Here is a 13883-nt window from a genome sequence, read left to right as displayed (position 1 = left end):
CAATTATGAATTAACAGTTTTCTTATCTCTTAAATTAAAGTTCTTCCATTTTCTAACTTGTCTACTATAGTTATTGAATGGTGACACAGCGTTAATTCTGATCCACTTTGCGACTGGCCACATGGCTTTCGTTGTAGCCCACTTACGCTCACCTGGTTTGAACAGTTCATCATGTGTCATATTTTCTATCCAAGAAATTAATTCATCAACAGTACTACTTAATTCCTCTTCTTCATTGCCTAAACCATTTGAACCATATTTAATATTGAAATCATGGTATAACTGACGCATTTGATCCCACTTATATCCGGGAGTTGGGGTTGTGATATTTTCACCACCGGCCTCAGCTTTTTCCCATGATAAAATCATATTAATCCATCCGACTTGATATGAGAGCATTTCACGTGGAGTTTTATCCACTTGCTCAATTCTTTCATCGGCAACATCATCTGTTATACCCTCATATTCATCAATGAATTTATGATAACTCTCTTTGATTTGGTCTATCAATTCTTCAGAATTTTTATATACCTGCATACCTTCGCTACCTTTCATTGATTTGATTCCTTAAACGAAAACATCCCAATGTCTATTATAGGGCATAAATTGTCACTTTTGGGAAAAAAAGCTCATGATATAGCAAAAAAATAGTGAGAAAGCGTTTTAATTGTGTTATATTAATAAGTTATGCAAAAAAATAGATTAATTTTGTAGTATAAATCTGATTTCTTTTCTATGTTTAATTAGCATAAAATAATAATACCCTGATAAAACTCGTTTAGGAATTCTATCAGGGTACTATTATTTTATGCCTAAATTTATCTACAAATTTGGATCCATCTTAAAAGTCAATTTTGATAATTCTGCACCTTTAGTTATTAAATCATCTAAATGTACCTTAGTTTCTTTATTAAAATGCTCAGCAATTTGTCTATTCTGTTCTGTTAAATAATCAGTTAGTTTTGAACCGGATAATTTTTGAGCTTGCTCATCGACTTCAAAAATACGTCTTCTAGCCCATGACGATAGTTCTTTTTGATAATCGAGGTTGAGCTCCACAAAATCAGAATAATGACTCTCGACAACCATATTCAAAGTTTCATACAACCAGTAAGCACTCTTCAAATCTAATTTCTCAGGTGCATAGCCATATGATTCATCAATCGTATTCGCATTGGTAAAGAATGGAACATATGGGCTAAAGCTAGGAACTCCCAGTGCTTTCCATTCGATTGCCTGATTCTTTGAATTATTATGGCGTAATTGTAGAATATGTGAATTTTCAGTTCTCGAAAGTGAAATAGCTCGATATCTCTTCTTATCTTCTTCACTTCCGCTACCCAATGGATCAAATTGTGTTTCATTATAATGTGAGGACAAAATTGATTGGATATCCTCCACTGAAATTTTCTTTTCAGCTTTTCTTAAAAATGGTAACTCAGAAGATTCTGGATCCTGTTCAATACTAGGATTCAAAGTTTTTTGACCATACCAAACACGCGGCGTGTTGTAATGACGATCTTTTTTCGTATTAGTTCCAAAGATATGCCTAAAATCCCAACGATTAAAATCAGGATTCAACTGATACTTTTCTACAAATTCATCAATTCCATCTGACCATAAATAATTATTGGTATCTGTAAAGTCTATATCTTCAATTCCAATTTGATTGGCAGCTACAACATAACAGTCATCAGGAATTCTAATTGCTACCCATTGATGTCCCGTAGCCACTTCCATATACCAAATTTCTTTTTCATCAAAGAATTCTATCCCGTTACTTTCCGCAGAACCATATTTGGAAATTATTTCACCTAAACGCTCAACTCCTTCACGAGCAGAGTCAATATAAGGCAAGACAACAGTTGTGATTGAGTCTTCAGCAATTCCATCCTCAACTAAAGGATCATAGGCCAAAACTTTTTCATTAGCCGTGACGCTTTCAGTTGCACTCATCCCGACGTTTTTCTCATTGATACCATCCTCTTCATACAGTCCTTCAACGGGATTGGCATCAGGTGAAGTACTGTATCGATAGGCTTTCTTTGGTAAGGGTAACGAAAAATTATTATTTGCTGAAGTATAAACTTTTCCATCGTTAATCATTGCTTTTTGAATATAAAATTTCTTTGGCCAGATGGCAAAAAAGTTATCCTCATTTCGAGCAATATAACTCGATCCGTCAATAGAGGCTTTTCTTCCTACCATGATTGAAGTACAGGCCGAATGGGTATGTCTTTTCATTGTTTTTCCTCTTATTTAAAGATTAGGGTCCATTTTAAATGTTAATTTACTTAACTCAGCACCTTGTGTCACTAAGTCTGCTAAGTGTGTTCTTGCCGCATCATTATAATGCTTAGCAATCTGTTTGTTTTGTTCTGTTAAATAGTCAGTCAAAGCTGATCCCGTCATGGACTCGGCTTTTTTATCTACTTCAGCAATCTTTTCTCTGGCCCATTGTGACAACGATTTTTGATAATCCAAATTTTGTTCCACAAATTCTGCATAATGGCTTTCTACTACCATTGCTAAAGTCGTGTACAACCAATAAGCACTCTTCAAATCCAGCTTCTCAGGTGTATAACTGTATGACTCGTCAATTTCTTTAGCATTAGTAAAGAATGGCACTTGCGGACAGAAGCTAGGAATACCAAAGCCAGTCCACTCTACTCCAGCAGCTCCATTTTTATCAGAATCTCGCATTTGTAAAATATGTGAATTGGCTGTTCTTGATAATGAAATTGCTCGATAAGTCTTTTTGTCATGTTCATTGCCACTGCCCAGTGGATCATATTTAGTTTCATTATAGTGTGACTTCAAAATATATTGAATATCCTCTACTGTAATTTTTCTTTCGGGTTTTCTAATGAAAGGAATTTCAGCTGATTCTGGATCTTGTTCAATGGAGGGATTAAGAAAACTCTGGGCAAACCAAACTCTAGGCGTATTGTAATGGTGATCTTTTTCAGTGTCTGTTCCAAAAATATGTCTGAAATCCCAACGATCAAAATCAGGATTCAAATTATTTTTTTCAACAAAATTCTGAATTCCATCAGCCCACATATAATTGTCTGAGTCTTCAAAATCAATATCTTGGATTGCAACTTGATTGGCAGCTACTGCATAACTATCATCAGGAATACGAACCGCAACCCATTGATGTCCGGTAACAACTTCCATATACCAAACTTCATCTTTATCGTTGAATTGAAGACCATTTCCTTCTGTTGATCCATACTCAGCAACTAGTTTACCCAAATACTTCACACCCTCGCGGGCAGAATCAATATATGGCAAAACCAACGTTGCCAATGAATCCTCAGCTAGACCATTTTTCACATAAGGATCGCAAGCCAAAACTTTTTCATTAGCATAAACACTTTCAGTAGCGCTCATTCCAACATTTTTCTCATTGAAGCCGTCTTCTTCATTAGGACCAGTAGTTTGATCGACACTTGGTGTCGACGTATAACGATAACCACTTTCTGGATAAGGCATTGTCATCTTGTTATAAGCTGAAACATAAGTCTCATGGCGATTTGAAACTGCAGGTTGTACAATCACACGTTTAGGATAAATTGCATTGAGACGATCCTCATTTCTAGAAATATATGTGGCACCATCCATAGAAGCTTTCTTACCAACCATGATGGAAGTGCAAGCTGATAATTCAATTCGGTCTGTCATATTAATTCCTCCATAATCATCTTTTACCTAATATGATACACGTTCTTTGACTAAAAAATCCCTAATCAAAATAATCCCCTCCAAATTAATGGAGAGGATTATTTTTCTAACCTATGCCTCTTGAACATCACCTGCAACAGCGGCGTTATCATTTTCCTTCTTAAGAACTTTATCATTAATCATGACGAATGGAATATAAACCAAAACGCCCAAGACAAATGTGATCAATTGAATGACAACTGCACGCCAATCACCGGCGGTAGCTAGAAATGCACTGAATCCAATTGGTGTCGTCCATGGAACTTGAATAACACAAGGATTCATCCAACCTAATGTTGTTGTAACGTAACTGATTACTAATCCCATAACTGGTACAAGTACAAATGGAATAGCTAAAGCGACGTTATAAACAATTGGATATCCGAAAATAACGGGCTCATTGATATTGAAAATACCAGGAGCAATTGACAATTTTGAAACGTTCTTTGTAACGGCGCTATGTCCGACTAAGAATGTTGCAACTAGTAAACAAAGTGTTGATCCTGAACCACCCATTAAACCGTATGTTTGAACTTGGGAAACGTTGATAATATTAGGAATAGCTTTACCAGCATTATATGCGGCAATGTTTTGAGTAATATTAATAATCAACAATGGTTCTAGGATTGAACTGTAAATAACTGATTGGTGAATACCGAACAACCATAGTAAGTTACCTAGTGAGTAAAGAATGATAACTCCCCAGATACCTGTACCGATATGGCGCAATGGTTCCTGAATAAAGGTTGTGATCAGGTTGATCAAGTTCATTCCTGATAAATTATAAAGTAGTGCTGAAATAATAGCTGAACATGACAAAACGATGATCGTTGGAATCAAAACATCGAATGATTTACCAACAGCTGGTGGAACATTTTCACCTAAGTGAACTTGTAATTTTTTAATTCTAGAAATTCTAACAAAAGCTTCAGTAGCAAGCAAACCAACGATAACACCGGCAAACATTGCTCCTGTACCTAAGTTTGTATATGGTAGAACAGCAGAAATATCAACTGCTTTCTTAGCTCCATCTGGAATCAATTTAACTGTATTTGGCATCATTGTGATCAATGCGGACATTGATACTAATGCAGCAGAGATAGGATTATCAAAGCGTCTATTTTTAGCTAGACAATATCCAATCATAGCGGCAATCAGAATACCTGAAATATTTAATGTCGCATTACTCAATAATGTTCCCCAATATTGAACCTGCAACAAAGTCTTTCCTTTAAAAATCCAAGTAAAGACGGTGTTATTTAACAAAACCGCTAATCCAGCTAGGATATAAAGCGGCATGATAGTGGCAAACGCATCACGTAGAGAACGTAGATGAATTTGGGCACCCATTTTAGCTGCAAACGTAGCAAACTTATCAGCTACTTTTGAATTCTGTAATGACATACTTTCGCCCCCGAAAAAAGTTTTTACAATTCAAACTATTTCAAATCTGACAAATCACCTCCATTAGTTTCGATGACATGTTTCAACCACCAATAACTTTTTTTAGGAATCCGTTTCATATCCTTTAAATCATGATTTGTTCGGTTAACATAGACTGTTCCGTAACGCTTATCCATATTGCCGCTTGAACTAGGAATATCGATCAACCCCCAACCTAAGTAACCTAAGACCTCAACGCCATCTTCAAAAATGGCATCTTTCATTGCTTGAATATGGTCACGGTGATACTTGATACGGTAATCATCTTGAATTTCACTGCCATCAAAGTCCTCACGAACACCAATACCATTTTCAATAGGAAACATTGGTACGTTATACTCGTTATAGACTTTCGTTAAGATATCTCTAGAGCCTAGTGGGTCAATTTGCCAACCAAATTCTGAAATTTCCAAATATGGATTTTTCTTAACTCCTTGGTCCAAGTAGTAGTTAGGAATGGTCCCCTCTGGAACTTGTTCTGCACTAATAGTGTCGCTACGATAATAACTGAAGGCAATGAAATCTGAAGTTACCTTAATCAAAGTTTTATCATCATCTGCTTGATAATCCATATCAATATGATGATTCTTAACATAGGTCATAACTTCATTGGAATAACGACCATAGACGAAAACATCTAATAAATCACGATTCAAGAACTCATTGATTTGACGCGCATATAAAATATCTTTTGGATTCGGTGAGGCTGGATAAACTTCACTGTAAGCCAACATCCCCCCAATTTTACAATCAGTTTCCTCATGAACGTAATTAGCAACGCCAGCGTGAGCTAACATAACGTGATGGCTAATTTGATACAATTCGTCATCTGTTTTATCACCCTTTAAATAACCAGCAATTCGGAAAGCTTCACTCATATGATAGAGATTCTGTTCATTGAAAGTGACCCAATACTTAACGCGATCACCAAAACGTTTGACCATTTCTGTACCATAACGGACGAAGGCATCCACAACATGACGTGACAAGAATCCGTTATACTCTTCTGCCAAATGTAGCGGCATGTCGAAATGGTATAAGCAAATCATCGGCGTGATGTTTCTAGCTAATAATGCATCAATTAATTTGTTATAGAATTCAATACCCTCTTCATTGAATTCGCCATCGCCTAAAGGATTTACTCGACTCCAAGAAATCTGAAATCTATAGCAATTCATTCCTTGCTTAGCCATCAAGTCGAAATCTTCGTCATAACAATGATATTCATCAATCGCATCATGCCAATCTGAAGCATCCTTTGTAGCTGGTCTTATATCATAAACGGATTTACCTTTACCACCAATATTCCAAGCACCTTCGGTTTGCATACTGGAGGTTGAATTACCCCAAAAGAAATTCTTCGGCAATTTATCTGTCATGCTTTATCCACCTCACATTTATTTTTGAATACGGTTACAGTATACAATAAAAAACAAGTTTGTAAACACTTTCATATAAAAAGTATATACTTTTTTAAATATAAGGAAAAACCTATTTATTAATGATAAACTTAACTTGAATGATTTATGGGGGAATTAATACTATGGCATACAAATATAAAGAAGTTGCTGATGGTATCCGTGCCGACATTAAATCGGGTAAATACGTACCTGGAGAATTGATGCCTGACCAAAACCAAATTGCAAAAAACTATAATACAACTCGTATCACTGTTCACAAAGCTCTACAACTATTGATCGTTGAAGGAATGGTTTATTCTAAACGTGGTTCTGGTACTTACGTTCGTAAAGATTATATTTCTGACGATAAAAACGGCAAATCTGGCGAAGTTTCACCAATTGATAAACCTTTAGGTGCCACTCTAACTAATCAAGGTAAAAAAGTAACCAGTAAAGTATTAGAATTATCAGCACGAATTCCAACCAAAAGGGAATCCGAACAATTGATAATTCCTGCGACTGAACCGGTCTATGTAATTCGTCGTGTACGTTACGTCAATGATGTGATTTTTGCTTATGAACATACAATCATGCCAACTTCAATTACGACTTTAACGAAAAAAGTTCTTGAGGGCTCTATCTATGGTCATCTCTTAAAAGATAATCTAAGTATTGAAGGATCACATCGAAGAGTTAGTGCAGATGCAGCGTCACAAGAGGATATTGAAACTGGTATTGCTGAAAAAGTTGGCGAGCCTGTTTTAGTGATCAATCAATTGAGCTATCTAGCTGATGGTCAACCATTTGAAATTTCAGAATCACGTTTTCCTTATAAAACTAGCTCAATTACTGCCGATATAACGTTATAGCTCGTAAAATCAATGCGACAAAAGGGCCGATACAATAATCACTAAATGATTATTGTATCGGCCTATTACATTCTCAAATTTATTAGACACCGCAAAGAATCAATAAGTTGAATCTGTATAGTGAGTCTTATCTAATCCATAAGTATTAAAATTAATATTATCTTCATCGCCAAAAAACTTTTGATTTTTAGCATTTAATTTCGTTTCTGTATTATTCAAAGTCTTCTGCTTCAAGCCTAAATTATCACGCAAATTATTTGAGGCCTTTTGCATAGTTTTTGTAGGTAAAACCTGATAAGAGCTCTGATTGATCCAAGCTGTCTTCCCTTGAATCTGATTAAAATCCATATTCTTTGAAGAACCATGATACTTCAATACAATTTCGTCAATTTCTTTTGAAGTTAGGTCTGTACTAATATCCTTATTCAAAGTTTTAATTAGTTCAGGAACTTTGGAGAGGTATTTAGGAGTTTCTAATTTTCTAACAACAGCCTTTAAAACTTGTTGCTGACGAATTTGTCGCCCATAGTCACCACGAGGATCTTGATACCGCATTCGAGCATATGTCAAAGCCTGCTTACCATTCAAGTGATGTGTCCCTTTAGGAATCGTTATACCATCAAAGGAAACTTTCAAATCACTAGTTACCGTGACTCCGCCAACAAAATCCACTGTTTTCTTCAGTGCATCCATATTAATAGCCACATGATAATTAACCGGAACACCTAAAAGGCTGCCAACAGTGCTCTTAGCCATTTTCGAAAGTCCAATATTATAAGCTGCATTGATCTTTTGAACATTCTTTTCCTTATCACCGACCATTTCAGCTAATGAATCACGTGGGATTGAATATGCCACAGTACTCTTTTTTTGAGGATTCAAAGTCAATAACATCATCGTATCAGAATTACCACGATCAACTCGACCGTCAGCACCCGTGTCAGCACCTAATAGTAATATGGAAAAAGGTTTGTCATTGCTTATTTTCTTTGAAACACTCGTCTTATTAGTATTTAAAGAATTCAATGCTTCTTGCGTACGATAAACAAAGACTCCCCCAATAATTAAAACTATTACAAAAATTATACCTATTATGATAGAAAACACTTTTAATTTTTTCATTTATTTACCTTAAATTTTAATATTTCTTATTATAAAACGAATCAACTTATTAAGACAAATCTCAAAAAGAGACATATTGGCATAATATCGCTTTCATCTCAATTATAATAATGTTAATTTAAAATTGAACTTATTTTAGAGGATGTGATCAAAATGCCAAAATTAGCCGAAGCTTTAATTGTTATCGATATGCAAAAAGCTCTTCAATATAGTTATAATTTCAACGATCTTATTAATCGAATCAATCAACGGATCGCTAAATATCGTCAATCAAATTTACCCATTATTTTTATTCAGCATAACGACTCCCAACTCGTGCGTGATAGTGATCTCTGGGAATTATCCAAAAGGCTTGACCGAAAGCCTGATGACCTTGTGGTTGAAAAGACTCATCCTAACGCTTTCTATAAAACCGATTTCGAAAAAATTCTAAAAGAAAATCACGTCAATACATTAGAAATCTGTGGAGCTCAGACTGAATACTGCTGTAACGCTACTATTGTTATGGCACACGGACTTGGTTATAAATTAATCATGGAACACGATATGACGACTACCTTTGACAACAATTATATGATAGCCGAGGATACAATCTCATTCTTTGAAAATATTTGGAGTGAACGTTTTTTGACATTTCAATAAAAAACAAGGTTTCAAAAAGAGCCAATGTAGCCATCACCCACTGATGATTGTTGCATTGACTCTTTTCTAATTTCTAAGCATAACTGATATTATTATGTATTAATTCATAACCATTCAAATCCAAACTACTCAAAACTTGATTGATTACATCATCCGGAAAAGTAGCATCAACACGCTTTACTAAATAGAATTTAGATAAATCATCCGCATCTATCCATCGTCCTAATCTAGTCAACTGTTCATACTGTTTGGGGTCAAAATCAACTGAGCGACCAAAGTCAATCGTTATAATTTCGCCCTCAAACCAACTAATTTGTGTTACTTGCCTTGGTACATCATCCATTATCCGTCATCCCTTTTAACAAGTTATGAAATCGTTTACCACATGGCAATATACCACGTTTTTAGTTAGGATAACGATCAATCCGATAACTTTAATAGACAAATGAAAAAATTACTGATGTTGGACTTTATTCAGATTTGTAAAATCGCTAAGAAGATCATTAATCCGCTTCGTTGATTTCTCTTTATCATAAGTGTAATCACGCGAAATATCTAAATATTTTTGTTTGCCATCTTTCATGGTAATCTCAACTCCAATTGGATTTTTCATCATTGAAATCCGAGCATAGAAAATACTATATGTATTGGAGAAAGGAACCATTGGTGGAAGTGTCTTTTGATTTTTCATATCGCCTAGTAACTTAATACTTTTTATATCTTCCCCTTTAATAACATCCATCTTAACAAAGTAAGGGAACAAGATCAGCATTAACTTCTTAGTAGGATTAGTCATATCATTATATTCAATGTTTTCACCATCGAATTGCCAGTAATTGAATACCTTTGACAAATTGAGATAGTAATAAGCAATTATAGCTGCAAAGAAACAAAATCCGACGAAAAATCCTAGCCAACCATTGAAGAATACCCAGAAAAAACACCCTGGAATAAATCCAACTAGTACACTAAGTAATACCGGTCTCAAGTTAACCTTTTTCCCAAATTTGATCATAATATTCACCTCTATCATCACTATCCAAGACCAATATACCACCGATTCATCAACCTATTGCCAATATATTTTTTATATTATTTTAAAGCGACTTTTGGCACAAAAAATAGGTAAACCCGCCTATTGGTTTACCCACAAATTGTTTCTTATATTCGTTTGTTATTTTAGTATTTTCTTATTTTTTAAATGGATCTTGAATATTGGTTTAACATTCTAGAAGGAACCGTTAAATTAAAGCAATTCTTACATAAACTTCTCTAATTCCATCCGGAATTTCTCTTCTGGTTGATAACCGACCATGCGTCCAACAACGTTACCATCTTTTTTGACGATAAACGTAGGAATTCCTTGGATACCAAAGTTATTTGGTGTATCAGGATTATGATCAACATTCATTGATGTAAACTTGATTTTGTCGCCTAATTCATCAGTTGAAGATAATTTCTCGAGAATTGGATTCATCATCTTACATGGGGGACACCAGTCTGCATTAAAATCTGTGATAACTAGTCCCTTACTAGTCTCGTCATTGAATGTTTTATCCGATAATTCTGTAATATTAGCCATCATTCAATCTCCTTCCCTATTTCTATATAAATCAATATACCCCCAGGGGTAAAAATAATCAACCATTTTGTTTTATCACTATTACAGCACCCATAAGAAGAAATATTTGCCACCCGTTACCCGCATGGGTATAATTATCAAAAGAATTTAATTTGGGAGGTATATTATGGTACAAACAACGCCCGAAGACGATGCTAGTAAAAAAATCACTAGTCGTTTAAAACGTTCCCGTGGTCAACTCGATGCCGTTCTTAGAATGATGGACGAAGGAAAGCCTTGTAACGAAGTCCTAATGCAGCTTTCTGCCGTCAAATCTAGCGTCGATAAAGCTATGAAATTAGTTATGGCACAAAATATTCGCCGTAATTCTAATTGCACTAGCGAGAAACAGTTAGCTGAATTACAAAAATCATTAGATCTCATGTTGAAGACAAAATAAAATAGCGTCTATTTGAAATTCACAACACTGTGAATTCTGAATAGACGCTATTTTCAATTAGGGTACTTTATTTTATAACATTAAACCAACGGAATAGTGAATTGCCATAGTTATCAAACCAACAATTACATTTCTAACAATAGCCGTTTTAACTAAACCATCGCCTAACTTAGCACTTAAGAACCCGGTTAAAGCGACTGACAAGGTAACAGCCAAAATCGTTCCTGGCCATTTAATTGATGCAGGCAGTAACGTCATAGCCACCAATGGGAAAATTCCACCTGAAGCTGCGGAAACTAATGATGAAAATGCTGCATCCCAAGGACTCATATAATGGCCTAATTGTAAATCATATTTAACACGAACCACTGTCCCTAAGGCATCTTTTGACATCAATTCCTTAGCAATATTATCAGCAGTAGCTTGTTTAACTCCACGATCAACATAGTATGCAGCAACTACGTCCAATTCATCTTGGAAATTTGTTTTAATTAATTCACGTTCTTTTTCAATTGCAGCTCTTTCAGTATCTTTTTGAGAACTAACTGAAGCATATTCACCAGATGCCATTGAAAAGGCACAAGCTAGTAAATCTGACAAACCAGCAATAAAAATTGTAAATGTATTAGTTGTCGCAACGGCAACGGAAAACAAGACACCAACAACGGTTAAAATACCATCGTTTGAACCCAACACACCAGCACGGAGAGTATTCGAACGTTCAGCCATTGTTTTCTTTTGTTTTTTAGGTTTCACTGTCATAGTTTTCATAATTATTCCTCCCTACTAATGTGCAAATAATGATCCGATAATATACGTTACAAACATTGTTAATAATCCGGAAACAATATTTCTAATAACTGCCTTACCACGCTTAGCTCCACCCAAAGTAGCAGCTGCGTAACCTGTAATAGTTAAAGCAATAATAACCGCAATTACAGTTGCAAGCATTTTAACGTTTTGGGGGAATAAAGTAATTGAAACTAGTGGCAAAATTGATCCAGTTGGGAACGAAATCATTGAAGCCAATGCCGCCGCGATTGCACTTGTTTGTTCCTTAGGATTGAAGCCGTATCTTTCACGAACTGCAACATCCAGAGGATTGTCGCCCAACATTTCTGTCGTAGCTTGAGTAGCTAATTCCTTTGAAATTCCAGTAGCTTGATATTTGTCCCGAATAAAGCTGAACTCATCATCGTAATGACCATCAAGCTTGGCTGACTCTTTCTCAATTGCTCGTTTTTCACTATCACGTTGAGTACTTACAGAAACCCACTCGCCCATAGCCATTGAAACGGTACCGGCCAACATACCAGCGATACCAGCTAAAAATATAGCATGATTATTACTTTGAGCACTAGCAACACCAATAACAATTCCTGCAATCGAAATGATTCCATCATTGGCACCCATAACACTAGCACGCATAACGTTGATTTTCTCTGCTAAACTTTGTTTCTTTTTTGATTTAGACATCGTGCTCACTCCTTAATTTGTATAATACATTGGAATGGTTCTCATCTGTTAACGAATATATCGTAACCCCGATTTTCTGAAAAGTAAATAAAAATCAAATATTAAAACGGTTACAATCTCTTTGGCTTATTTTCTTGTAAATGAGAGAGTTTTAGTAATATAATTACTTTGTAATGATTCCTATGTAGAAAGGAAGATTGCTCATGGCTAGTAATGCTGTAATGGAAGAAACACTACAAATCTTAAAAGACCATAAGTTACGAGTTACCCCACAGCGTCATATTATTTTGGCCTATTTAGTTAGCCATCATAATCATCCCACTGTGGAAATAATCCGTGATGCTTTAGGGAAAGAATTACCTAATATGGGAGCTTCAACGATTTATAATACGCTTAATACCTTTGTTGACCATCATCTAGTAGTAGAATTACAAAATGGCGATGGCAGTGCTCACTATGATTATTTTGGTTCACCCCACTATCACGCCATCTGTACTAATTGTGGACGAATTGTAGACGTTACGTATCCTGGCTTCAGCGACACAGAAAAAAACTTAGAAAAGAAAACCGCCGAGATCTCCGGTTACATGATCTCTGGTAATCATATGGAAGTTTATGGATTGTGCCCTGAATGCCAAATTAAATTAGGAATAAAAAATAATGACAATGAATAGTATTTATTTTCTGTGTTCCGGAAACTCCTTTAGGAGTCAAATAGCCGAAGGTTACGCTAAAAAATATTTACCAAATTGGAAGATTCAAAGTGCCGGTGTACGAGCTGAGGGTTTGGATTCTCGTGCGGTCAAAATTATGGCTGAAGACAATGTTGACATCTCCAATCAATTTTCAAAAGTAATTGACGATGATTTCATGGAAAATGCCAATGTTGTTATCACACTTTGTGGTGAAGCTCGTGACAAATGCATCATTCCAAAATCCAGTCGTTGGTTACACTGGCCAATAAACGATCCTAAACTTATTAGTGGTAGCGACGATAAAGCTATGAATCAGTATCGTGATATCCGTGATGATATTAAGAGTAGAATCATTGAATTAGCTGATATCATAAACAAATAACACTAATGTAAATACTCCTAGATAATCGATTTTTGATTATTTAGGAGTATTTGTTTGGCCTGAAAAAATTATTTTTCCAAATAGTAATATTTATCATTTACATTTTA

16 protein-coding genes are annotated in these 13883 nt (G+C 35.3%); 5 read left to right on the top strand and 11 right to left on the bottom strand.

All coding sequences use genetic code 11. The features are described 5' to 3' along the window. Positions 1-3: 3 nt before the first annotated feature. The 5 genes from LA20249_RS09720 to LA20249_RS09700 form a co-directional block, all read right to left on the bottom strand. Positions 4-555: a ClbS/DfsB family four-helix bundle protein gene (locus tag LA20249_RS09720; RefSeq protein WP_083477884.1), complete on the bottom strand. Its 552-nt coding sequence runs from the start codon at positions 553-555 to the stop codon at positions 4-6. Positions 556-822: 267 nt separating this feature from the next. Next, complete coding sequence (locus LA20249_RS09715; protein WP_057737761.1) at positions 823-2244, bottom strand: C69 family dipeptidase; 1422 nt, start codon at positions 2242-2244, stop codon at positions 823-825. A gap of 15 nt (positions 2245-2259) precedes the next feature. Next, complete coding sequence (locus LA20249_RS09710) at positions 2260-3687, bottom strand: C69 family dipeptidase (protein ID WP_057737763.1); 1428 nt, start codon at positions 3685-3687, stop codon at positions 2260-2262. A gap of 111 nt (positions 3688-3798) precedes the next feature. Next, on the bottom strand, positions 3799-5130 hold the full coding sequence (locus tag LA20249_RS09705; protein ID WP_057737765.1) for a PTS sugar transporter subunit IIC: 1332 nt from the start codon (positions 5128-5130) through the stop codon (positions 3799-3801). 35 nt (positions 5131-5165) lie between these two features. Further along, the gene (locus tag LA20249_RS09700; RefSeq protein ID WP_057737768.1) at positions 5166-6548 is read right to left on the bottom strand and encodes a glycoside hydrolase family 1 protein; all 1383 of its coding nucleotides are present in this window, start codon (positions 6546-6548) and stop codon (positions 5166-5168) included. A 164-nt stretch (positions 6549-6712) separates the two neighbouring features. Between LA20249_RS09700 and LA20249_RS09695 the strand changes: the two genes are divergently transcribed. Further along, entirely contained in the window at positions 6713-7438 is a 726-nt protein-coding gene (locus tag LA20249_RS09695; protein ID WP_057737769.1) for a GntR family transcriptional regulator, read from the top strand. Between the two features lie 99 nt (positions 7439-7537). Here the strand turns inward: LA20249_RS09695 and LA20249_RS09690 are convergent, their stop codons facing one another. Beyond that, positions 7538-8560, bottom strand: a complete 1023-nt coding sequence (locus tag LA20249_RS09690; protein WP_057737771.1) for an LCP family protein — start codon at positions 8558-8560, stop codon at positions 7538-7540. A gap of 153 nt (positions 8561-8713) precedes the next feature. On the opposite strand from LA20249_RS09690, the gene LA20249_RS09685 reads away from it, so the two are divergent. Further along, positions 8714-9202: a cysteine hydrolase family protein gene (locus LA20249_RS09685; RefSeq protein WP_057737773.1), complete on the top strand. Its 489-nt coding sequence runs from the start codon at positions 8714-8716 to the stop codon at positions 9200-9202. Positions 9203-9275: 73 nt separating this feature from the next. Here the strand turns inward: LA20249_RS09685 and LA20249_RS09680 are convergent, their stop codons facing one another. The 3 genes from LA20249_RS09680 to LA20249_RS09670 all read right to left on the bottom strand — a co-directional run bounded on the left by LA20249_RS09680 (position 9276) and on the right by LA20249_RS09670 (position 10784). Then, positions 9276-9545 carry a hypothetical protein gene (locus tag LA20249_RS09680; RefSeq protein WP_057737775.1) on the bottom strand — a complete coding sequence of 90 codons (270 nt, stop codon included), beginning with the start codon at positions 9543-9545 and terminating at the stop codon, positions 9276-9278. Between the two features lie 111 nt (positions 9546-9656). After that, complete coding sequence (locus tag LA20249_RS09675; protein WP_057737777.1) at positions 9657-10217, bottom strand: hypothetical protein; 561 nt, start codon at positions 10215-10217, stop codon at positions 9657-9659. Positions 10218-10460: 243 nt separating this feature from the next. Next, positions 10461-10784, bottom strand: a complete 324-nt coding sequence (locus LA20249_RS09670) for a thioredoxin family protein (RefSeq protein WP_083477885.1) — start codon at positions 10782-10784, stop codon at positions 10461-10463. A gap of 166 nt (positions 10785-10950) precedes the next feature. Between LA20249_RS09670 and LA20249_RS09665 the strand changes: the two genes are divergently transcribed. After that, positions 10951-11223 (top strand): metal-sensing transcriptional repressor, encoded by a 273-nt coding sequence (locus LA20249_RS09665; protein WP_057737781.1) that lies wholly within the window; start codon positions 10951-10953, stop codon positions 11221-11223. A gap of 72 nt (positions 11224-11295) precedes the next feature. Here the strand turns inward: LA20249_RS09665 and LA20249_RS09660 are convergent, their stop codons facing one another. Both LA20249_RS09660 and LA20249_RS09655 read right to left on the bottom strand, forming a co-directional pair. Continuing rightward, positions 11296-11994: a VIT1/CCC1 transporter family protein gene (locus tag LA20249_RS09660; protein WP_083477886.1), complete on the bottom strand. Its 699-nt coding sequence runs from the start codon at positions 11992-11994 to the stop codon at positions 11296-11298. A 15-nt stretch (positions 11995-12009) separates the two neighbouring features. Then, complete coding sequence (locus LA20249_RS09655; protein ID WP_057737786.1) at positions 12010-12699, bottom strand: VIT1/CCC1 transporter family protein; 690 nt, start codon at positions 12697-12699, stop codon at positions 12010-12012. Positions 12700-12902: 203 nt separating this feature from the next. Here LA20249_RS09655 and LA20249_RS09650 point away from each other — a divergent pair, with 203 nt between their 5' ends. Together LA20249_RS09650 and LA20249_RS09645 are read left to right on the top strand one after the other, a co-directional pair. Further along, the gene (locus tag LA20249_RS09650; protein WP_057737788.1) at positions 12903-13373 is read left to right on the top strand and encodes a Fur family transcriptional regulator; all 471 of its coding nucleotides are present in this window, start codon (positions 12903-12905) and stop codon (positions 13371-13373) included. Next, positions 13366-13776 (top strand): arsenate reductase/protein-tyrosine-phosphatase family protein, encoded by a 411-nt coding sequence (locus tag LA20249_RS09645; protein ID WP_057737804.1) that lies wholly within the window; start codon positions 13366-13368, stop codon positions 13774-13776. The genes LA20249_RS09650 and LA20249_RS09645 overlap by 8 nt, the downstream gene beginning before the upstream one ends. Positions 13777-13883: the final 107 nt, after the last annotated feature.

The organism is Companilactobacillus alimentarius DSM 20249 (genome assembly GCF_002849895.1).
GTDB lineage: Bacteria > Bacillota > Bacilli > Lactobacillales > Lactobacillaceae > Companilactobacillus > Companilactobacillus alimentarius.
This window is presented reverse-complemented; position numbering and strand designations above follow the sequence as displayed.

Bases quoted from the DNA above. Each gene is read 5' to 3' on its own strand.
- LA20249_RS09665 (WP_057737781.1), top strand. From the start codon at position 10,951: ATGGTACAAACAACGCCCGAAGACGATGCTAGTAAAAAAATCACTAGT.
- LA20249_RS09645 (WP_057737804.1), top strand. From the start codon at position 13,366: ATGAATAGTATTTATTTTCTGTGTTCCGGAAACTCCTTTAGGAGTCAA.
- LA20249_RS09715 (WP_057737761.1), bottom strand. From the start codon at position 2,244: ATGAAAAGACATACCCATTCGGCCTGTACTTCAATCATGGTAGGAAGA.
- LA20249_RS09680 (WP_057737775.1), bottom strand. From the start codon at position 9,545: ATGGATGATGTACCAAGGCAAGTAACACAAATTAGTTGGTTTGAGGGC.
- LA20249_RS09710 (WP_057737763.1), bottom strand. From the start codon at position 3,687: ATGACAGACCGAATTGAATTATCAGCTTGCACTTCCATCATGGTTGGT.
- LA20249_RS09695 (WP_057737769.1), top strand. From the start codon at position 6,713: ATGGCATACAAATATAAAGAAGTTGCTGATGGTATCCGTGCCGACATT.
- LA20249_RS09660 (WP_083477886.1), bottom strand. From the start codon at position 11,994: ATGAAAACTATGACAGTGAAACCTAAAAAACAAAAGAAAACAATGGCT.
- LA20249_RS09670 (WP_083477885.1), bottom strand. From the start codon at position 10,784: ATGGCTAATATTACAGAATTATCGGATAAAACATTCAATGACGAGACT.
- LA20249_RS09705 (WP_057737765.1), bottom strand. From the start codon at position 5,130: ATGTCATTACAGAATTCAAAAGTAGCTGATAAGTTTGCTACGTTTGCA.
- LA20249_RS09675 (WP_057737777.1), bottom strand. From the start codon at position 10,217: ATGATCAAATTTGGGAAAAAGGTTAACTTGAGACCGGTATTACTTAGT.
- LA20249_RS09685 (WP_057737773.1), top strand. From the start codon at position 8,714: ATGCCAAAATTAGCCGAAGCTTTAATTGTTATCGATATGCAAAAAGCT.
- LA20249_RS09690 (WP_057737771.1), bottom strand. From the start codon at position 8,560: ATGAAAAAATTAAAAGTGTTTTCTATCATAATAGGTATAATTTTTGTA.
- LA20249_RS09655 (WP_057737786.1), bottom strand. From the start codon at position 12,699: ATGTCTAAATCAAAAAAGAAACAAAGTTTAGCAGAGAAAATCAACGTT.
- LA20249_RS09700 (WP_057737768.1), bottom strand. From the start codon at position 6,548: ATGACAGATAAATTGCCGAAGAATTTCTTTTGGGGTAATTCAACCTCC.
- LA20249_RS09720 (WP_083477884.1), bottom strand. From the start codon at position 555: ATGAAAGGTAGCGAAGGTATGCAGGTATATAAAAATTCTGAAGAATTG.
- LA20249_RS09650 (WP_057737788.1), top strand. From the start codon at position 12,903: ATGGCTAGTAATGCTGTAATGGAAGAAACACTACAAATCTTAAAAGAC.